Raw genomic sequence first — 18,489 nt, 5'->3', positions numbered from 1 at the left:
CCGCCACCTGACGAACGTCGCCACCGGCACGCTCGACCTGGCCACGGCGCCCAATGGTCTCCGCCTGGGGCCGCCGGCCACTGAGCGCGGCGGGTCACGTCACGGCCCCCCGCCGGTGAGCCGGGGCGACCGGTCCGGCGCGGGTACCCGGTCCGGGCCGTCCGCAGGTCCTCGAGCTGTCGCCGGGCGAGGCCCGGAAACCGGTGAGCGGCAGGTCCCGGCCTCCAGGGAAGAAGGCGGCAGGACGGGCGCCGAGGCGGACGGGCCCGAAGGGGTCCGCCGTGCGGCGGGGACCCCATGCGCGGGCACCGCCCCCGCCGCGACACGCCCGGCCCGATCGGGGACGCCATGCGTCGGGACAGGGTGCGGCAACGCCTGGGGGTCGGCCGCGGCCCCGCACCGGCGGTGCGCCGGCGGGCCGGCAGCCGGGAAGCCGCGGCGCCCGATCAGTCGCGTCCTGGCAGGGCACGCGGTAGGGGGACCACGCACCGCGTGCCCCAGATCTTGACGGCGGGCAGTATTGGTCTGTGGGAATCCATGGGCGGGCCAGGACCGGGCGGGCGTGACGGGTGGACATGCGCGGCACGCCCTTCGCCGACGCCCCTGACGGTTTCCCCCGCTCCAGAGGCGACGCCTTCGCTGTCGTGGACGCCCGGGGCAGCGTGCGGAGCTGGACCCCCGGCGCGGAACGGCTGCTCGGCTGGACGGCCGCCGAAGCCCGCGGGCCGGTGTCCCGGCTGCTGTGGTCCCGCGCCGACGGCAACCGCGTCGCGGGCATGATGCCCCTTGACCGCTCGGTCTTCCTCGGCCCCTTGCTGCTGCGGCACCGTAAGGGCGTGCCTGTCGGGGCGGTGCTGTGGGGGCACCCCCTGGCGCCGGACCAGTGGCTGCTCCAGGCGGAGGGCGCCGATGTGATGCGGCAGGACGACCTGCTCGGTGCGCTGCTGCGCGGCCTGTTCACCGAATCGCCGTTCATCATCGACGTCTTCGACACGGATCTGCGCTTCCTGGCCCGCAACGACTCCCGCATCCGCACGACGAGCTTCCCCGACGACTTCGTGGGGCGCACCATGCGCGAGGTGGCGCCGCCCGGCCTGCTGGACCACGATGCCTTCGAGGCGCGCCAGCGGCTGGTGCTCACTTCGGGCCGGGCCATGATCGGCAGCGAGGTGCACGGCCGCGACCCCCGCGACCCGGACCGGGACACGGTCTGGTCGGAGACGATCCTGCCCCTGCGCGGCTCCGACGGCGACGTGGTGGCCCTGGCCCACATGGTCTTCGACCTCACCACCGAGGCGCGGGCCCGGGAGCGGCTCGACCTCGTCAACGAGGCCAGCGCGCGCATCGGCAGCACCCTGGACGTGCTGCGCACGGCCCAGGAGCTCACGGACGTGGCCGTGCCGCGGTTCGCCGACTTCAGCTCCGTCAGCCTCCTGGACTCGGTGCTCCGAGGGGCGGAACCGCCGCCCTGGCCGGTCTCCGAGCCGGTGCTCCTGCGCCGCGCGGTGGCGACGATGATCCCCGGCGGGCCGGCGCGGAACACCCTCGATCAGGGGGATGTCGACCGTTTCGCGTCCGCACCCGGTTCCCCGGCCGCCAGAGCCCTGGCCAACGGGAAGCCGGTCCTGCTGACGGGCGAGGAGATGCAGGTCGAGCTCGAGGCCGCCGATGCCGCCCGGGCGGAGGAGATCCGCGCCTTCGGCGTGCGGTCGTGGCTGCTGGTGCCGATGTTCGCACGGGGGGCGGCGCTGGGCGTGGCGCTCTTCGTACGGTTCTCCCGGGCCCACGCCTTCGAGGCCGACGACGTCCGGCTCGCCCAGGAGTTCGTCGCGCGTGCCGCCGTGTGCATCGACAACGCCAGCCGGTACACCCGGGAACGGGCCACGGCACTGGCTCTGCGGCGCAGCCTCATGCCCGAGCGGCTGCCGGCGCTGGCGACGGTGGAGACCGCGGCGCGGCGCCTGTCCCGCGGAGGCGACGCCGAGCCCGGCGGCACCTGGTTCGACGTCATCCCGCTCTCCGGGGCGCGGACCGCCCTGGTCATCGGCGAGGCGGGCGGGCACGGGCTGTACTCGGCGGTGGAGATGGGCCGGCTGCGAACGGCGGTCCGGACACTGGCCGACCTGGACATGGCGCCGGTGGAACTGCTCACGCATCTGAGCGACCAGGTCAAGCGCTTCCAGGACGAGCAGGGCGGGCCCACCCCCGGAACCACCGCCCCCACCTGCCTCTGCATGGTCTTCGACCCCATCAGCATGCACTCCGCCGTGGCGAGCGCCGGGCACCCGCTGCCGGCCCATGTGAGCCCCAACGGCGTGGTGTCGGTGAGCCGGTCCCCGGCGACATCTCCGTTGGGAAGCGGCGGCGAGCCGTTCGAGTGCCTGGAGGTGGTCCACAGGGACGGCGAACTGCTCGTCCTCCACACCCAGGGGCTGCTCGCCGCCGGGCCCGAGGAGGAGGCCGCCCTCCGGCTGAGCAGGGCGCTGACCGAGGCCACGGCCTCTTCCGGGAACACGCCCGGCGAGATCGCCGACGCGGCCCTGCGCCTGCTCGTGCCCGACGGGCCTCCCACGGAGGACATGTCGCTCCTGGTGGCCCGGCTGCACCGGCTGCCGCCGGACCGCCACGCCCTGTGGGAGCTGCGGGACGCTCCGGAGTCGGTCGGCCGGGCGCGCGGACTGGTGCTGGCGAAGCTGGCCGAGTGGCACCTGGAGGAGCTCGGGTTCACCACCGAGCTGCTGGTCAGCGAGCTCGTCACCAACGCGATCCGCTACGGCTCACCGCCGGTGCGGCTGCGGCTGATCCGCGACCGCCGGCTGATCTGCGAGGTCGGCGACGGCAGCAGTACCTCCCCGCACGTGCGGCGGGCCCTGGAGACCGACGAGGGCGGCCGGGGGCTCTACCTGGTCTCGCAGCTCGCGTCGCTCTGGGGCACGCGCTACCACGCCCGCGGCAAGACCAACTGGGCCGAGCAGCCGCTGCCCGCGGAACCCGCGGCCGACGGCGGCTGACGGAGCCGGCGGCGTCCGGCGGGGCGGGCGGGCGGCCGGCTGCGCGTCGGCACCCTCGTGCGGCGGCCCGGGGTCGGCGAACTTCCCGATTCTGTAACCGCTGCGCGGATCGGCGTCGGCGGCGTTGACACCGTCGTCGACCGACTCCCACCCTGAAGACATACCAAGCGGACATTACATCCCAACGAGGTCAAAAATGCCGATAGCTATCGAGAAGCGTGCCCGCATCCGGCACCTCGTCGGCGCGTCGTGCGCCGCCGCCGTGCTCGCCGGAGCGGTGGGCGTGGCGGGTGCCCAGGCGGCGTCCCAGGCGGCGGAGGGCGCGACGCAGAGCTCACGTATGGCGCCCAGCGAGGACTGCACGAGCTACCACAACGACAGCGACGGCAACCCGGTGTGGGAGCCGCCGGGCTGCACTCCCCCCTGAGGCCGGCGGGCCGGGCCGAACGGACCCGCAGGGCCGACGGACGCTCACGGGAACGTGATCACCGACACCGCGCCGGAGGCGGCGTCGGCGACGTAGACGCGGTGCTCGTCCGGCGAGACGGCCAGGCCCTCCGGGCGGGAGCCCACGGAGATGGGCTCGCCCACCGTGCGGTTCTCCGCGGTGTCGATCACCGACACCGAACCGGAGGGCCCGTCGGCCACATAGACATGCCGCCCGTCGAGTGACATCGCCAGACCGGCGGGGCCGGAGCCGACGGGGATCGGATCGCCCTCCGTGTGCTGCTTCCTGGTGTCGATCACCGACACCGATCCCGACCCCTCGTTGGCCACGTAGAGGTTCCGACCGTCCGGCGACACCGCCAGCCCCTCCGGCCGGCGGCCCACCAGGATGGGATCGCCCACCGCGCGGCGTGCCACCGCGTCGATGACCGTGACCGAGGCCGAGGCCCTGTTGCGGCCGAAGCTGGTCACATACACGGTGCTCCCGTCGGGAGAGACGGCAACACCTCGCGGGAAGCGGCTGACGGGGATGGGCTCCCCCACCGTGCGGTTGTTCCTCGTGTCGATCACCGACACCGAACCGGAGGTCCCGTTGGCCACGTAGACCCGGCTCCCGTCGGGCGAGACCGCCAGCCCCTCCGGGCTGGAGCCCACGGAGACGGCCTTGCCCACGGTGCGCTGCTCGGCGGTGTCGATCACCGAGACCGAGCCCGCGTAGTTGTTGGTCACATAGACCTTGCGGCCGTCGGGCGACACCGCCACGCCCTTCGGGAAGCGGCCGACGGGGATGGGATCGCCCACGGTCCGGTTCAGCTCCGTGTCGATCATCGACACCGTCCCCGAGCTGTAGTTGGCCACGTATCCCCGGGCGCCGTCCGGTGACACCGCCACCCCGTGCGGGGAGTCGCCGACCTTGATCGACTCCACCGATGTCGGCGCGACATGGCCGGGACCCGGCGAAGGGGATCGTGTCAGGTAGACGCCGGCGACCACCAGGGCGAGCGCCGCCAGCACCGCGCCCGCGACGACACCGGCCCGACGGTGCCGGCGTCGGCGCGGGGCGGGCCGCGGCACGCCCTCGTCGGTCTGCGGCGGCAGCGGGCCGGGGGGCGGCCCGGAGAAGCGCGACGAGCCCTCCGGGAGCGGGAGTTCGGTCGTCGGTGCGACGGACGGCCTGGAGACGGACGGGGGACCGGGGGCGGGAAACGGTCCGGGCGGCGGACTAGTGGGCGGCGCGCTCGCCGATGGCGCACTCACCCGCGGATCGATGCCGGACGGACCGATGCCGGACGGTGCGCTCGCAGGCGGCTCCTCCGGTGCGTCGGGAGACACGGGCAGCGGCCGGGCGGCCACGGCCGACAGGCGCCGGGCGGCCTCCTCACCGCTCATCCGGTCCGCGGGGTCCTTGGCGAGCAGGCCGACGAGGACCGGCGTCAGCCGGGTCTCCCGCCCGGGCGGGGTGGGCGGCTCGAAGAGCAGGGCGCTCAGCGTCGCGAGGGCGGTGTCGCGGTCGAAGGGGCCGTAGCCCTCCAGCGCGTAGTACAGGGTGGCGCCGAGCGAGAACAGGTCGCCCGCCGCGGTGGGCGGTTGGTTGCCGGCGCGCTCCGGGGCCATGAAGCGCGGGGTTCCGAGGATCTCCAGGGTCGCGGTGAGCCGGGCCTCGTCCGAACTGGGTTCCAGGGCGATGCCGTAGTCGGTGAGCATGACGCGCCCGCCGCCCTCGGTGGGGCGGGAGGGCCGCCCGCCGGGGCGGGTCAGCAGGATGTTCGCCGGTTTCACGTCCCGGTGCAGGATGCCGAGGCGGTGCCCCTCGAGGAGGGCGTCGAGCACGGCCAGCCCGATCCTGGCGATCTCCGCGGGCGGCAGGGGCCCGCGCTCGCGCACCACCGCCTCCAGATCCATGGCTCCGGGGACGAACTCCATGACGATCCAGGGAAGGCCGTCCTCCTCCAGAATGTCGTGGACGGTGACGACGTGGGGGTGGTTCCGCAGCCGCGCCGCGTGCCGGGCCTCGCCGCGCGCCCTGGCGATGCGGGAGCTCACCTCGTGCTCCGGGAGGTCGGGCGGCAGGACGATCTCCTTGACGGCGACCTCGCAGGCCAGCTCCTGGTCGTAGGCGAGCCACACCCGTCCCATGCCGCCGACGCCGAGCCGGCGCAGAAGCCGGTAGCGTCCGGTGACCACGCGCCCGACGTCCTCGTGCGCTCCTGTCATGGCACTTCCTCGGCGAGCGGTGCGAGCCCCTCCTCCACGTATCGCACATCGCCTGAAGTGCGGCAAATCGCCGGACTGCAGCGCCACTCGTCCACCTTCGCGCGGCCCGGCGCGCGCCCCCGCCGGGGCCACGAGCGGCGCCGGACGCGCCGCCGGGCCCGGGCGGCAGCGCGGAAGCACCGGCCGCGCGACCCGGTCACGCGATGATCCGGCGGCGGCCGACTCGTCCCCGTCCGCCGCGGGCAGCCGAGAGCGAGGCCTCGGCGCCGCACCCACGGCGACAAGCACCCACCCAGGCGTTCACGGCGCGGCGCGCCGACCCGTCGCGGGCGGTCCCGGACGGCGTGCGTCGCGCCGGGCGTGCAGCGAAGCCGCGGGGCCGCGGAGGGGCCGCAGGGCACGGCCGGGGGGCGGGCGGGACACCGTGCGGCATAGAGTAATGATCATCCGTCCCTCCGGAAGGATGACCTCCCATGTATGACGCACTCCTCGCCGAGACCGTGACCGTCACCGGTCACGGCGGCGACCGTATCGAGGCGTACTCCGCCCGCCCCATGACGCCCGGTCCGTACGGCGGCGTCGTGGTGATCCACCACATGCCCGGCTATGACGACCCCACCAAGGAGATCACCCGCAGGTTCGCGGCGGAGGGCTTCGCGGCCGTCTGCCCGAACCTCTACAGCCGCGAGGCGCCCGGCGCGTCGCCGGACGACGCGGCCGCGGCGGCGCGCGCGCAGGGCGGCGTGCCGGACGAGCGGTTCCTCGGGGACGCCGCGGGGGCCGCCGCGTACCTGAGGGGCCTGCCGTCGTCCAACGGCCGGGTCGGTGTGATCGGTTACTGCTCCGGTGGGCGCCAGGCCTTCCTCGCGCTGGCCTCACTGGATCTGCAGGCGGGCGTCGACTGCTACGGCGCCTTCGTCACGGGCCGGCCGCCGGAGGACTTCCCCCTCCAGATCGAGCCGATCGTCCACCTGACGAAGGATCTGCACGGCCCCCTGCTGGGTCTGTTCGGAGCGGAGGACAGCTTCCCCTCCCCCGAGCACGTCGCCGAGCTGGAAGCGGAGCTCGAGGCGCACGGCAAGCCGTACGAGTTCCACACCTACGAGAACGCCGGCCACGCCTTCTTCGCCGTGAACCGCCCGAGTTACCGCCCCCAGGCAGCGGTCGACGGGTGGTCCAAGGTCCTGGCCTTCTTCAGGGAGCACCTCTGATGTGCACGTACCTCACCGAGAAGATCCGCATCGACGGCAGCGGCAAGGGCGCCCAGGGCTATTTCGGGCTGACCGAGGCCATGGTCTACGTCGACCACCCGCAGCACGCGCCGTACGAGCACACCGTCAACATCGACTTCCTCAACCCGGCGCTGGGCCCCTCGGCCCGGGTCGCCGTCGAGCTCACCGAGGAGGCGGCGCTGGCCCTGGTCGACGCGATCCGCTCCGCGCTGGCGGCCGCCCCGCCGGGGCTGGCCTCCTCCGGGCAGACCGCACCGGCGGGCTGACCGCACCGGCGGGCTGACCGCACCGGCGGGCTGACCGCGGCGCACCGGACGCGTGGGCCGTCACCCCGGGACCGCGACCTGGACCAAGGCGTGCGCGCCGCTGGTGCGCCACGAGGCGCCGTCGGCGTCCAGCCGGGCCGCGGTCTGCGGGGCGAGCCCCGCGACGGTGTCGGACTTGAGGGTGCGCAAGGTGGCGACCGGCCCCGGGAAGTACGCGGTGACGTCCGCGAACGGCACCGTCGCGGGCCAGTGCCGGTCGTCCACCAGACGCCGGTAGTTGAGGTCGCCCTTCATCACCGTCAACTGCGCCGCCGCGAAGCGTTCTCGCAGGTCGTCCGGCATGTCGCGATAGCCGAGCGGCGCGCAGGCGAAGGGGGGCGCGGTCAGGGCGAGCCGGCCCCCGCGCAGTGCCCCCAGCAGCCGTCCGGCGATGCGCGCGGCCTCTCCGGGGGCGGCGGCCATCCGGCGCAGGCAGGACAGGACGTCCTGGGTGGTGGCGTCGGAGACGTAGTACGGGCGCGGTTTGACGAGCAGGTGCACCTCACCGGCGCGGCCGCTCGCCAGGAGGTCGTCGACGAGAGCGAGGTCGGCCAGGACCTCGCGCGCGCTGTTGTCGGTGACGACGACGACCGTGCCGCCGTCCAGCAGCGGCCACAGCCGCTCCGACTCGTCCACGACGAGAGTGCCGGGGGCCGCGGAGCCGGCCTCGGCGACCATGGTGAAGCCGAGGTCCGCCTGGTTCCCCCACACCGCGGCCGTCAGCAGCGCGTGTTCGCGTTCGGCGGGGGCGAGGCCGGGCAGCGCGTCCAGGGCGGTGAGGTCGGCGGCGAAGCCGGGGCCGTCCAGCTCGGCGTCCTTGAAGGGCGCGAACAGGTCCACGCCGTGCCACGCCCCGGCGGCGAGGTACCCGGCGGGACCGAGCAGCCGGCGGTAGAAGTACGACTCCGACCACAGGAAGGGGAGTTCCAGCCAGGGCCGCCCGAAGCGGCCGCGCCCCCACTCCTCCCACGCGGCCCGGTCCGGCGCGTCTCCCGGCAGCTCGGCGACCGTGCCGGAGAGCGTCTCCTCCAGCAGCGCCTCGAAGCCCCGGCGGCGCTCCGGACCGTACGGGACGGCGTCCAGGATCCGGCGGACCAGGACGGGATGCCGCTCCGCGAAGACGCTGCGGGCGAAGGACCCGGGCTCCTCGCAGGTGATCGGCGGTGCCTGCGTGAGCGCGGGGCCGGTGGTGCCCTCGGGGTGTCCACCCATGCGTCGTCCTCCAGCGGTCGGGAGCGGGGCAGTCGTCGCGGCGATTCTCCCAGGCAGCGGGGGTCGAGTGGGCTCCGGGCCCTACGCGCGAGACGTGGCACGCACCGCACCGGGACGGTACCGACGCGGGCGGGTCCGCGGGCACCGCCGACGGCGGCGAGAGCGGCGGTGACACATCGCCTGCCACGCCGCAGGGTCGTGTGCGGCGTGCCACCGGCGGCCCTGCTCACCCCGAGGAACGGCCTTTGGCAGGCCGCAGCCGTACGGAGGCGGCGACCGGTTCAGCGGTGGCCGCCGCGGCGGCGTCCCGAGCCCGGGAGCCGGACGGCCACGACCAGGGTGAGCAGCCACGTCGCCACGAAGGCGCAGACGACCGCCAGCAGGGTCGTCACCGTCGAGGCGATCAGCAGCCCGAGGGAGACGACCGCCAGCAGTATGAGCAGCAGGGCGCGCGGCCGCCGCAACAGGTCGGCGGGGCCGGGACGCGGCTCCGGTTCCAGGCGTAGCGTACGCAATTGGCGTTCGAGCACGTCGTCGTCGCGCATCCGGGCCTCGATCTCCGCCAGCGCACGCCGTTCGTGCTCCGTGAGCCCTGAACCCTCCATCGCCACCACCTCCGCCAGCGGCCCAGCCGTCCCTACCGGTCCTTTACCCCGAATGGGGGAAGGGACGGCCGCTCTGCGGTCGCGAACCGGCCACATGTGCCGGGGCCGCGAAGGAGGGATCCGCACCGAGGTGGCGGGCCCCTCCCCTGGTGCTGCTCATGCCGGGCGGCGGTGCCGTGTGAGCGGCAGGCTCCCGGGTACACGCCCCTCAGCGGAAAAGGCCGAACGGGAGGCTCGATGACCACGAACGCCACTCAGCCCCACGATCCGGTGCCCCCGAGCCCCACACCCTCGCCCGGCCCGACGCCGCCTCCGGTCAGCCCCGACCCGCTGCCGCCCACCCCTCCTCCGCCGCCGGGTCCGGACCCTGTGCCCCCCGATCCCGCGCCGCCGGCCCCGGGACCCGAGCCGGGGCCGCTCCCCACCCCGGGACCCCGCCCCCAGCCCTCGACCAAGACCGCCGGCCGTGCGACCTCCCCGTCGGGTACGACCGCGCCGGTGTCCCGCGCAGCCCCGACAACCGCTCGAGCCACGTCATGGCGGACGTGAGCACCGGGCCGGCGTCCGGGCCGCGGACGTCATCCGGGGCGAAGGGGACGTTGCCGTAGCGGCGGCTGCGGTCGTCGAGCGGGCACGCCGTTCCGCACCTGCGGGCCGTGGGATCTCGGCGCCGCGCCTTCTCCGGACGGGCGCGGGACCATCCGCTCTGGGCCCTTCGTACGCCCGGCATCAGGGACGGTCCCACGGGAGCCGCGCCGTGGCCCGCCTCCGCTATCCCCGCACCCCCCGCCGCCGTACGACACGGCAAGCGCCGCCTCGCCCTCGTGGCAGGATCGGCTGGGCGAACTCGTCGAGTGGTACGACTGCTGCTCGAGCCGAGGGTCCGGCCGGACACGAGACGCGGAGGATCGATGGAACTGCTCCGGGCCGAAGGGCACGACAGGGCCGGCACGGCGTACGCCGACACGGTGGCGGGGTGGCCCGCCACGGCGCGCGAGGTCTCCTTGTGGTGCGGGCGTCAGGAGCACCCTCTGCCGGGCGCGGCGGTCGCGGAATGGCGGGACGCGGAGGACGTCGAGGCCCACCTGCTGTACGAGGGGCGGGAACTCGTCGGATACGGCGAACTCTGGGTCGACGCCGAGGAGGACGAGGTCGAGATCGCCCGCGTCATCGTCGCGCCCTCCGCCCGCGGGCGCGGCCTCGGGCGGCGTCTGATCACCGAGCTGACCGCCCGGGCGCGGCTGACCGGCCTGGCCGAGGTCTTCCTGCGGGTGCACCCCGACAACGATGGTGCGCTGCGCTGCTACCTCGGGGCCGGCTACGTCCCGGTCCCCGCGGAACTGGCCGCCGAGTGGAACCTGCCGCAGCCGGTCGCGTACGTCTGGCTGCGGCACGCGGGCTGAGGGGCGCAAGGCGAGGGCTTCGGCCGAACGCCGGCCGGGCGCGCCGTCGGCGGGCTCCTCGCCGCGGGCGTCAGGCGCGCCGCGTGGCGTGCTCCAACCGAGCGCGCGCCCGGGCCACCGCTGCCCCGGAGGGATTGTCAGTGGTCGTGCCTAGGATGCGGACGGCATACGCACGCGACGAGAAACGGAAGTTCCATGACAACGCTTTCCGACCGTCCGAAGACCGCGCTACTCGTCATCGACGTCCAGAACGGGGTGGTGAACGGCTCGCACAACCGTGACGCCGTCATCGCCAACATCACCACGCTGATCGGCCGGGCGCGGGCCGAGGACGTGCCGGTGGTCTGGGTGCAGCACTCGGACGAGGACCTCCCGAAGGGCAGTGACAGCTGGCAGTACGTGCCGGAGCTGGTGCGCGAGGAGAGCGAGCCGCTGATCCACAAGCTCTACGGAGACTCCTTCGAGGACACCGAGCTGGAATCGGTGCTCGCCGACCGCGGCGTGGGCCGGCTCGTCGTCGCGGGAGCCCAGACGGACGCCTGCATCCGCTCGACCCTGCACGGAGGGCTCGTCCGCGGCTACGACGTCACCCTCGTCGGCGACGCGCACACCACGGAGGACCTCAGTGCCTACGGGGCGCCCGGGCCGGAGCTGGTGATCGCGCACACCAACCTGTACTGGAAGTACCAGAGCGCTCCCGGGCGGCGCGGCGGCACCGTGGACACCGCGGACGTCTCCTTCACGCCTGCCGACGCCGGCTGAGCCGCCCCGGGCGGGCGCCCATGGCACCTTCCGGCGAGGGCGCCCGGCTCCGCCCGGAACCGGATCGCTCGCGATGGGAGCCGCCCCGAGACCGGAGCCGTCCTGAGACCACCAGATCTGTTCGGGCGCCAACTGTCGCAGGCGGTAAGGCCGTTCTCGTACAGTTGCCGTTGACCGCCCGTCCGACGGCGCGAGTGTTCACCGCATACGCCCCGGCGCAACGACCGACACCGTGCACCGTCCTGGCAGGGAAGGAGGGTGCCGTGCAGGTTCCCGCTTCGTTCGAGTACCAGCGGGCGCAGAGCGTCCAGGAGGCCCTGGAACTGCTGGCGCGTTTCGGCGGGGCGGCCAGCGTCCTCGCCGGAGGGCACAGCCTGCTCCCCATGATGAGATCGCGGCTGGCGGGGCCGGAGCTGCTCGTCGACATCAACGACTGCACCGAACTCGACCACATCGAGGAGGCCGGCGGCGAACTGCGGGTCGGCGCCCTCACCCGGCACCGCACCCTGCTGGGTTCGCCGCTGGTCGGTCGGCACTTCCCGATCATCCACGACGCCGAGCGGACGATCGCCGACCCGCCGGTGCGCAACCGGGGGACCATCGGCGGCTCGCTGTGCCGGGCCGACCCGTCCGAGGACCTGCCGGCCGTGTGCGCGGCACTGCGGGCGGTGGCGGTGATCCGCGGCGGCGCGGACGAACGGGCCGTGGCCATGGCCGACTTCCACCGCGGCCCGTACCGGACGGCGGTGGGCGCCGGGGAGATGCTCACCGAGGTGCGCTTCCCTATCCGGCCGAATTCCGGCAGTGCCTACGAGAAGTCACACGGCGCGGCCGGTGAGGGCGCGGTGGCGGCGGCCGGTGTGGCGCTCTGCCTGGAGGAGGGACGCATGACACATGTGGGCGTCGGCCTGGCGGTGGTCGGCGCCACCGGGCCGCATGCGGAGGCCGTGCAGGAGCTGTTGGAGGACCGTCCGCCGTCTCCGGCGCTCATCGAGGAAGCCGGGCGGGTGGCGTCGGCGAGTTGCTCCCCCGCCCCCGACAGCCGAGGGACGGCCGACGACAGACGGCGCCTGGCAGGAGAAGTGACCGCAAGGGCCCTTCGGCGCGCCCTCGCCAGGGCGGCCGCGCCGGCCGCCGCCGTACAGGAGCGGTGACACATCGGACGTGGCCTCCCGCATGGGCGGCCTTTTCCGCCTTCCTCGCTCGACCCTGGCGAGTCCCGGGCACGCGGACGACGGCTCGAGGGCCGGGCGCCGGTATGAGCGGGCCACCACCCCGCCGGTGGGCGCGTTCACGGTTCGACACGACCGCTCACCTTCCCACCGGCGCCGGGCAGTGGTCCCGCTCGGTCACGGAGGGCTCCGGGAGCCTAGTCCTCTCCCCTGACGATGTTCCAGTCCTTGCCGCTGTCGGGCTCCCTCGGCGGATTGCCCCGCCCCTCCTTCACCACAGCAGGCCTGCAGGTGCGTATCTGCTGGTCTCGAGGGATACGGGTGCTGGTTGGGTGGCCGTTGCGCGTGTCCACTGCCGGACGCCTCCTCAAGTCTTCACGACCTCGCATACCCATTCGAACATAATTCACACGACACACCATTCCACATATGGACGTACGCGGCGTAAAGCCGCGCAAAGCCCCGCTTCACAGGCCCCGTGCGCCCCTCCGGACGCCCAACGCGTCCGCCGAACCCCCGGGGGAACGCCTCGGCGGACGGGCTCAGCGGCCGGGGTGCCACTCGGCAAGCAGGAACGTGGCGTCGTCGTCGAGGCGGCCGTGGCGGTGCGCCAGGACAGCGCAGACGAGGCGCCGCAGCACTTCCGGGGCGGGATCGCCGGCCGCGGTGGCGTGCACGACGTACTCGGTGAGACGTTCCTCGCCGAACGTGTCACCGTTCTCGGCGTTCTCGGCGCGGGAGTCGATCGCACCGTCGGTGTGGATGAGCACCCGGTCGCCCGGCTCCAGCCGTGTGGAGTGGACGGAGCGCGGCCTACCGCCGTATGCGGGGCCGAGACCGAGGGGCAGTTCCGCCTCGCGCTCCAGGGCGCCGGTGACGACGCGCCGGGCGCGGATCAGCCGGGGCGGAGGGTGCCCGCAGTTCGCCCAGGAGAACTGCCCGCTGCGGACGTCGAGGTCGGCGAAGACGGCGGTGGCGTGCCGGTCCGGGACCCATTCGTACAGGGCCTCGTCCACGGTCTTGACGATCTCAGCCAGGTCGGCGCCGGCCCGCCGGGCCGCCCGGCAGCCGGCCAGCGCGACGGCCGCCGCGAGGCCCGAGGCCAGATCGTGGCCCATCGCGTCGACCAGCACCAGGTGCAGGTGGTGACCCATGAGCGTGTGGTCGAAGGCGTCACCGCCGACCTCGTAGGCGGGTTCCAGCACGGCGCTGGAGGTCACCTCGGCCGTACCGACCGTCCGCGGTGGCAGGAAGGCCCACACGAGCTCCGCGGCGGTGCTCATCGGGCGGCCGCGGACGAGCCGCGAAAGGTCGTCGCAGGACCTCGCCTTGGAGGCGAGCGTCAGGGCAGTGACGTCGGCGAGCGCCCTGCAGCGGGCCAGCAGGTCCGGGTCGATCCGGTGGGTGGCGACCTCCATGACGCCGATCCGCTCCCCACCGTCGAGGAGGGGGAGCCAGATCGTGATCCGGTCGTCCCGCTCACTCAGGCGCAAGGAGACCGAGCGGTAGGCGGCGCCCGCGGGCGTGCCGTCGACGGCCACGGCGTCGCGACCCGGGGAGTCGGCCGCGTCGCCGGGCAGCGGGACGAGCCTGGCCTGCTGGACCTCGGCCAGGAGCACTCGGACCTCGTCCACGCCGATCCTCTGCGCGGCGCCCGTGAGCTCGGCGCCCCATTCCTCGGGGGCGACCTCGTGCGCGCGCTGCAGGAGTCCGCTCAGCAGGGTGCCGAAGCCGGTGTCGTCCACCGTCACCATCGCCCGTCGTGGGTTGTCTCCTCGCGGGGCCGGGACTCGAAGCGCCTGCCCCGGCCTCGGCGGCGCAAACACGGCCGTACCCTCGCCGCACCGCCGCGGAGCCCTCCTCGTATCGCCTACAGACGCCGGTTCCGCAGAACGCCGTATTCCAGTAGATCGAGTGTCGATACGGGCGCGCCGCACCACGAAGGGCAGGCCGAGGACCCACGCTTCTCGTGTCCCACCCGATGCGGGTGCCGGTCGGCACCCGCGGAGAGAGGAGTCGTTCCATGCGCGTTCCCCGTTTCGTGACCGCGGCCGGTGTGGCCGTCGCCGTCGTCCTGGGCGGTGCGGCGGGCGCCGGCGCCGTCACGCCGGAGTCCGTCCGCAGCCACGGCACGCACGCCACGCACGGCGACCACGGCCGCGGGCACCACAGCCACCACGGCAAGCGTCACCACAACCGCTGGCACGGCCAGCGCCACCACCGTCACCACCACGTCCTCAGCCACCACCGCCGCTGACGCGGCATCGCTCCGCGACTCCGGGGGCGCTTTCCGTGAAGACGGAGGGCGCCCCCGGGCGCGCGTGCGGACGGGGCCGCCCTGCCGGCGCACACGGGGAGCGCGTCCCACGAGGGCCTGGCACAGGGGCGGGCGGGAAGAAACCGCGGCCTCCGTGCGTTGGCATGGTGGGTTCAGAAAATGCCCGAAAGGAGGCGCCCGGTGAAGGTACGTGCCTCGCTGCGCTCCCTCAAGAACACCCCCGGCTCGCAGATCGTCCGCCGTCGCGGCCGGGTCTACGTGATCAACAAGAGGGACCCCCGCTTCAAGGCCCGCCAGGGCTGACCCGCAGGAACGCCACGCGGGCGCCGTGCCGTCCGGACGGCACGGCGCCCGCGTGTGTCGCCCGCGGCGCGTCAGCCGTCCGGGCGAAGGCGCCCGGTGCCTGCCTCCGAGACGATCCCGACTCGCCGCGCGCGGGCGGTAGCGCTGCCGAGTTCGCGTTCGACCCCTTGGCGTTCGATCGGCCCGGTGCTTCAATGTGGCGCCGTTAGGAAGGTTTCCTAACCTCTGACCGACGGAGTCAGCCGTGCAGATCCCCCCACAGCGTCATGCACGCACCCTCCCGCGCCGGCGCGTCCTCGGGTACGCGACCGCCGCACTGACCGCGAGCGCCCTGGCGGTCGGCCTGCCGACCGCCGGCGCCGCGACACCGGACCCGGCAGCGCGCCGTCGACCGGCCGCCGCGGCGGCCGGTTCCGGGCTCGACGACCCGCACAAGAAGGACATCGCCATGCAGTTGGTGTCCAGCGCCGAGAACTCCACGCTCGATTGGAAGGCCCAGTACCGGTACATCGAGGACATCGGCGACGGCCGAGGCTACACGGCGGGCATCATCGGCTTCTGCTCCGGCACCGGTGACATGCTCGAGCTGGTCGAGCTGTACACCGACCGCGTGCCGGGCAACGCGCTCGCCGGCTACCTGCCCGCGCTGCGCCGCGTCAACGGAACCGACTCGCACAGCGGCCTCGGCTCGGGTTTCGAGAACGCCTGGCGCGCGGCGACCGCCGACCCGGCGTTCCAGCAGGCGCAGAACGACGAGCGCGACCGCGTGTACTTCGACCCCGCCGTCGCACGGGCCAAGGCCGACGGGCTGCGCGCACTGGGCCAGTTCGCGTACTACGACGCCATCGTGATGCACGGCCCCGGCGAGGACGCGGTCAGCTTCGGCGGCATCCGCAGGACGGCCCTGTCCAGGGCGGCGAGCCCCGCGCAGGGCGGCGACGAGACGGCGTACCTCAACGCCTTCCTCGACGCGCGCAAGGCGGCGATGAAGACCGAGGAGGCGCACAGCGACACCAGCCGGGTCGACACCGAGCAGCGCGTCTTCCTCGACGACGGCAACCTCGACCTCGACCCGCCGCTCACCTGGCACGTCTATGGGGACCGGTACACCATCGGCCAGTGACGCCCCACATGTCACACCGCGGGCGGTCCCCCTGGCTCGGGGGCCGCCCGTCGCGGTGCCGAACCGGCTCGGTCCGGTCCGCCCTCGCCGCGGACTCGCAGCCGTCGTTATCTCCCGCATCGAGCGCCTATGGTCTCGAACGCGCCCACCACCACTGCACATTGCCACTCGATCGCCCTATCCAGGGGTGGGTGAAAGTTGTACGGTCCCGTGGGTCACATCCCCTCAGAGAGGTACTCCCCATGGCGTCAATAGGCGTACCAGACGTCCTCACCCGTGCCAGAACGGTCGCACCGCCGGGTTGGAGCCGCTGGCTGGTACCGCCGGCCGCGCTCTCCATCCACCTCGCCATCGGGCAGGCGTACGCCTGGAGCGTGTTCAAGCCCCCGCTGGAGTCCTCGCTCGGTTTGAGCGGCACCCAGTCCGCGCTGCCTTTCCAGCTCGCGATCGTCATGCTCGGGCTGTCTGCCGCGTTCGGCGGCACGCTCGTCGAGCGCAACGGGCCTCGGTGGGCCATGTGCGTGTCGGCCCTCTGCTTCTCCTCCGGCTTCCTCATCTCGGCCCTCGGCGCCGCCACGCGCCAGTACTGGCTGATCGTCCTCGGCTACGGCCTCGTCGGCGGCATCGGGCTCGGCATCGGCTACATCTCACCGGTCTCCACACTCATCAAGTGGTTCCCCGACCGGCCGGGCCTCGCCACGGGCATCGCCATCATGGGCTTCGGCGGCGGGGCGCTCATCGCCTCGCCCTGGTCGACGGAACTGCTCTCCTCCTTCGGCGCAGGCTCCTCCGGCATCGCACAGACCTTCCTGGTGATGGGCCTCGTCTACGCGGTCTTCATGACCTTCGGAGTGCTGCTCATCCGGGTGCCCGCGGACGACTGGCGGCCCGCCGGCTGGAACCCGTCGGCCGAGGCCAGGCGCCCGCTCGTCACCACCGGCCAGGTGTCCGCGCGCAACGCGCTGCGGACACCGCAGTTCTGGTGCGTGTGGGTGGTGCTCTGCATGAACGTCACGGCGGGCATCGGCATCCTGGAGAAGGCCGCGCCGATGATCACCGACTTCTTCGCCGACACCTCCACCCCGGTGACGGCCACGGCCGCCGCTGGCTTCGTCGGACTGCTGTCGCTCGGCAACATGCTCGGCCGGCTCGGCTGGTCCGCCACCTCCGACCTGGTCGGGCGGAAGAACATGTACCGCCTCTACCTCGGCGCCGGAGCCCTGCTGTACCTGCTGATCGCCCTGCTCGGGGACGAGTCCAAGCCGCTGTTCATCGTCGCCGCCGCCGTCATCCTGTCCTTCTACGGCGGCGGGTTCTCCACCGTGCCCGCCTACCTCAAGGACCTCTTCGGAACGTACCAGGTGGGCGCCATCCACGGGCGGCTGCTCACCGCCTGGTCCACGGCAGGCGTGCTCGGGCCGCTGATCGTGAACGCGATCGCCGACCACGAGAAGTCGGCGGGCCGGACCGGCCCCGACCTCTACTCCACGTCGTTCATCATCATGATGGTGCTCCTGGTGATCGGTTTCGTCGCCAACGAGTTGGTACGCCCCGTCGACCCGCGGCATCATGACGGGCCGTCCGCCGAGACCAAGGCCGCGACCGAACCCACGTCGGAAGGAGCCGTCCGATGACCGCCCCGAACCCCACGCCCCCCGCCGCCTCTGCCGGGAGCGACCGGATGCCCTTGAAGGTCGTCGCCTGGCTGTGGGTCGGCGCGCCCTTCGCCTACGGCGTGTATGAACTCGGCCTTAAACTCAAGCAGTTGTTCACCGGCTGACCGGGCCGCGATCTCCGCCACGGGCCGCCCCGTCCGCACGGACCGGGCGGCCCGCGGTGGTCCCGCGTACGGCGGGCGCCCAGCGCGGGAGACGGGGCCCCTGATCACGTCGGAACCGCCCGCTTCACGGCCCGGGACGCGGACCCGAGCCGTGAAGGCAAGGAAGAAGAAGACATGTCAGACAGCAGCGATACGCGTACCGGCGCGCGCCCCGGCACCCTGGTCTCCCTCGGCCTGGTCTGCGCGGTGGCCGGGTTCTTCGTTCTCGGCATCGTCCTCGGGCCGGTCGCGGTCGTGTGCGGCCGGCGCGCCATGAACCGCACACGCCGGGGCGCCAAGCCGGTGCTACCGCTGGTCGCCGTCGTCCTGGGCGCGCTCGACACCCTCATCGCGGTCCTGTGGATCGCCGGGGACCACTGGACCGGCAGCGGGCTCGTTTGACACCTCCCCTCCCTGAAGGGAGGGGATTCCTGGCTCAGGCTGCCTCCGGGAGCAGCGCCCCCGGAGGTCTTACGCCCTCGACGCCAGCCGGGTTGAGACCAGCCCGTACCAGCATCACGCGCGCGGAGTTCTTGTCCCTGGGGGATACGACTCCGCACGCGGTGCAGGTGTAGGTACGTTCCGAAAGAGGAAGTGCGTGCT

17 protein-coding genes and 1 pseudogene are annotated in these 18,489 nt (G+C 73.5%); 13 read left to right on the top strand and 5 right to left on the bottom strand.

The window, feature by feature from the left end; translation table 11 throughout:
* The first annotated feature begins 575 nt into the window (after window positions 1–575).
* Together AC3ET4_RS07040 and AC3ET4_RS07035 are read left to right on the top strand one after the other, a co-directional pair.
* On the top strand, window positions 576–3,011 hold the full coding sequence (locus tag AC3ET4_RS07040; protein ID WP_431947058.1) for a SpoIIE family protein phosphatase: 2,436 nt from the start codon (window positions 576–578) through the stop codon (window positions 3,009–3,011).
* A gap of 196 nt (window positions 3,012–3,207) precedes the next feature.
* The gene (locus AC3ET4_RS07035) at window positions 3,208–3,438 is read left to right on the top strand and encodes a hypothetical protein (RefSeq protein WP_431947057.1); all 231 of its coding nucleotides are present in this window, start codon (window positions 3,208–3,210) and stop codon (window positions 3,436–3,438) included.
* Window positions 3,439–3,482: 44 nt separating this feature from the next.
* Here AC3ET4_RS07035 and AC3ET4_RS07030 read toward each other — a convergent pair whose 3' ends face one another.
* A complete protein-coding gene (locus AC3ET4_RS07030; RefSeq protein WP_431947055.1) occupies window positions 3,483–5,672 on the bottom strand; it encodes a protein kinase domain-containing protein in 2,190 nt (729 codons plus the stop codon).
* 473 nt (window positions 5,673–6,145) lie between these two features.
* On the opposite strand from AC3ET4_RS07030, the gene AC3ET4_RS07025 reads away from it, so the two are divergent.
* Both AC3ET4_RS07025 and AC3ET4_RS07020 read left to right on the top strand, forming a co-directional pair.
* A complete protein-coding gene (locus AC3ET4_RS07025; RefSeq protein ID WP_431947053.1) occupies window positions 6,146–6,883 on the top strand; it encodes a dienelactone hydrolase family protein in 738 nt (245 codons plus the stop codon).
* The gene (locus AC3ET4_RS07020; protein WP_431947051.1) at window positions 6,883–7,170 is read left to right on the top strand and encodes a DUF6295 family protein; all 288 of its coding nucleotides are present in this window, start codon (window positions 6,883–6,885) and stop codon (window positions 7,168–7,170) included. Before AC3ET4_RS07025 ends, AC3ET4_RS07020 begins: the two co-directional genes overlap by 1 nt.
* A gap of 60 nt (window positions 7,171–7,230) precedes the next feature.
* On the opposite strand, the gene AC3ET4_RS07015 is transcribed toward AC3ET4_RS07020, so the two are convergent.
* Both AC3ET4_RS07015 and AC3ET4_RS07010 read right to left on the bottom strand, forming a co-directional pair.
* Window positions 7,231–8,421, bottom strand: a complete 1,191-nt coding sequence (locus tag AC3ET4_RS07015; RefSeq protein ID WP_431947049.1) for a damage-control phosphatase ARMT1 family protein — start codon at window positions 8,419–8,421, stop codon at window positions 7,231–7,233.
* A gap of 281 nt (window positions 8,422–8,702) precedes the next feature.
* Window positions 8,703–9,026 carry a DUF3040 domain-containing protein gene (locus AC3ET4_RS07010; RefSeq protein ID WP_431947047.1) on the bottom strand — a complete coding sequence of 108 codons (324 nt, stop codon included), beginning with the start codon at window positions 9,024–9,026 and terminating at the stop codon, window positions 8,703–8,705.
* Between the two features lie 911 nt (window positions 9,027–9,937).
* Between AC3ET4_RS07010 and AC3ET4_RS07005 the strand changes: the two genes are divergently transcribed.
* From AC3ET4_RS07005 to AC3ET4_RS06995, 3 genes are all read left to right on the top strand, one after another.
* On the top strand, window positions 9,938–10,429 hold the full coding sequence (locus AC3ET4_RS07005; protein WP_431947045.1) for a GNAT family N-acetyltransferase: 492 nt from the start codon (window positions 9,938–9,940) through the stop codon (window positions 10,427–10,429).
* 195 nt (window positions 10,430–10,624) lie between these two features.
* Entirely contained in the window at window positions 10,625–11,191 is a 567-nt protein-coding gene (locus AC3ET4_RS07000; protein WP_431947043.1) for an isochorismatase family protein, read from the top strand.
* 263 nt (window positions 11,192–11,454) lie between these two features.
* Window positions 11,455–12,345, top strand: a complete 891-nt coding sequence (locus tag AC3ET4_RS06995) for an FAD binding domain-containing protein (RefSeq protein WP_431947041.1) — start codon at window positions 11,455–11,457, stop codon at window positions 12,343–12,345.
* Window positions 12,346–12,905: 560 nt separating this feature from the next.
* Here AC3ET4_RS06995 and AC3ET4_RS06990 read toward each other — a convergent pair.
* Window positions 12,906–14,117 (bottom strand): PP2C family protein-serine/threonine phosphatase, encoded by a 1,212-nt coding sequence (locus tag AC3ET4_RS06990; protein WP_431947039.1) that lies wholly within the window; start codon window positions 14,115–14,117, stop codon window positions 12,906–12,908.
* A gap of 269 nt (window positions 14,118–14,386) precedes the next feature.
* On the opposite strand from AC3ET4_RS06990, the gene AC3ET4_RS06985 reads away from it, so the two are divergent.
* The 6 genes from AC3ET4_RS06985 (at window position 14,387) to AC3ET4_RS06960 (ending at window position 18,288) form a co-directional block, all read left to right on the top strand.
* Complete coding sequence (locus tag AC3ET4_RS06985; protein ID WP_431947037.1) at window positions 14,387–14,620, top strand: hypothetical protein; 234 nt, start codon at window positions 14,387–14,389, stop codon at window positions 14,618–14,620.
* A 201-nt stretch (window positions 14,621–14,821) separates the two neighbouring features.
* On the top strand, window positions 14,822–14,944 hold the full coding sequence (gene ykgO, locus AC3ET4_RS06980) for a type B 50S ribosomal protein L36 (RefSeq protein WP_319140616.1): 123 nt from the start codon (window positions 14,822–14,824) through the stop codon (window positions 14,942–14,944).
* A gap of 343 nt (window positions 14,945–15,287) precedes the next feature.
* Window positions 15,288–16,067, top strand: a complete 780-nt coding sequence (locus tag AC3ET4_RS06975; RefSeq protein WP_431947220.1) for a chitosanase — start codon at window positions 15,288–15,290, stop codon at window positions 16,065–16,067.
* 242 nt (window positions 16,068–16,309) lie between these two features.
* On the top strand, window positions 16,310–17,701 hold the full coding sequence (locus AC3ET4_RS06970) for an L-lactate MFS transporter (RefSeq protein ID WP_431947035.1): 1,392 nt from the start codon (window positions 16,310–16,312) through the stop codon (window positions 17,699–17,701).
* Window positions 17,698–17,847 carry an MFS transporter small subunit gene (locus AC3ET4_RS06965; RefSeq protein WP_431947033.1) on the top strand — a complete coding sequence of 50 codons (150 nt, stop codon included), beginning with the start codon at window positions 17,698–17,700 and terminating at the stop codon, window positions 17,845–17,847. The genes AC3ET4_RS06970 and AC3ET4_RS06965 overlap by 4 nt, the downstream gene beginning before the upstream one ends.
* 174 nt (window positions 17,848–18,021) lie before the next feature.
* Window positions 18,022–18,288: a hypothetical protein gene (locus AC3ET4_RS06960; RefSeq protein WP_431947031.1), complete on the top strand. Its 267-nt coding sequence runs from the start codon at window positions 18,022–18,024 to the stop codon at window positions 18,286–18,288.
* Window positions 18,289–18,322: 34 nt separating this feature from the next.
* Here AC3ET4_RS06960 and AC3ET4_RS06955 read toward each other — a convergent pair.
* Window positions 18,323–18,489 (bottom strand): annotated as a pseudogene (locus tag AC3ET4_RS06955) (RNA-guided endonuclease TnpB family protein); the annotation flags it as partial.

This window comes from Actinacidiphila sp. bgisy167, assembly GCF_057707665.1.
The sequence above is the reverse complement of the archived record's forward strand: the minus strand, read 5'-3'. Positions and strand labels throughout refer to the sequence as shown.

What these genes read in the sequence shown, in the direction of transcription:
- AC3ET4_RS07040 (WP_431947058.1), top strand. Translation starts at nt 576, where the DNA reads ATGCGCGGCACGCCCTTCGCCGACGCCCCTGACGGTTTCCCCCGCTCC.
- AC3ET4_RS07035 (WP_431947057.1), top strand. Translation starts at nt 3,208, where the DNA reads ATGCCGATAGCTATCGAGAAGCGTGCCCGCATCCGGCACCTCGTCGGC.
- AC3ET4_RS07030 (WP_431947055.1), bottom strand. Translation starts at nt 5,672, where the DNA reads ATGACAGGAGCGCACGAGGACGTCGGGCGCGTGGTCACCGGACGCTAC.
- AC3ET4_RS07025 (WP_431947053.1), top strand. Translation starts at nt 6,146, where the DNA reads ATGTATGACGCACTCCTCGCCGAGACCGTGACCGTCACCGGTCACGGC.
- AC3ET4_RS07020 (WP_431947051.1), top strand. Translation starts at nt 6,883, where the DNA reads ATGTGCACGTACCTCACCGAGAAGATCCGCATCGACGGCAGCGGCAAG.
- AC3ET4_RS07015 (WP_431947049.1), bottom strand. Translation starts at nt 8,421, where the DNA reads ATGGGTGGACACCCCGAGGGCACCACCGGCCCCGCGCTCACGCAGGCA.
- AC3ET4_RS07010 (WP_431947047.1), bottom strand. Translation starts at nt 9,026, where the DNA reads ATGGAGGGTTCAGGGCTCACGGAGCACGAACGGCGTGCGCTGGCGGAG.
- AC3ET4_RS07005 (WP_431947045.1), top strand. Translation starts at nt 9,938, where the DNA reads ATGGAACTGCTCCGGGCCGAAGGGCACGACAGGGCCGGCACGGCGTAC.
- AC3ET4_RS07000 (WP_431947043.1), top strand. Translation starts at nt 10,625, where the DNA reads ATGACAACGCTTTCCGACCGTCCGAAGACCGCGCTACTCGTCATCGAC.
- AC3ET4_RS06990 (WP_431947039.1), bottom strand. Translation starts at nt 14,117, where the DNA reads ATGGTGACGGTGGACGACACCGGCTTCGGCACCCTGCTGAGCGGACTC.
- AC3ET4_RS06985 (WP_431947037.1), top strand. Translation starts at nt 14,387, where the DNA reads ATGCGCGTTCCCCGTTTCGTGACCGCGGCCGGTGTGGCCGTCGCCGTC.
- AC3ET4_RS06970 (WP_431947035.1), top strand. Translation starts at nt 16,310, where the DNA reads ATGGCGTCAATAGGCGTACCAGACGTCCTCACCCGTGCCAGAACGGTC.
- AC3ET4_RS06965 (WP_431947033.1), top strand. Translation starts at nt 17,698, where the DNA reads ATGACCGCCCCGAACCCCACGCCCCCCGCCGCCTCTGCCGGGAGCGAC.
- AC3ET4_RS06960 (WP_431947031.1), top strand. Translation starts at nt 18,022, where the DNA reads ATGTCAGACAGCAGCGATACGCGTACCGGCGCGCGCCCCGGCACCCTG.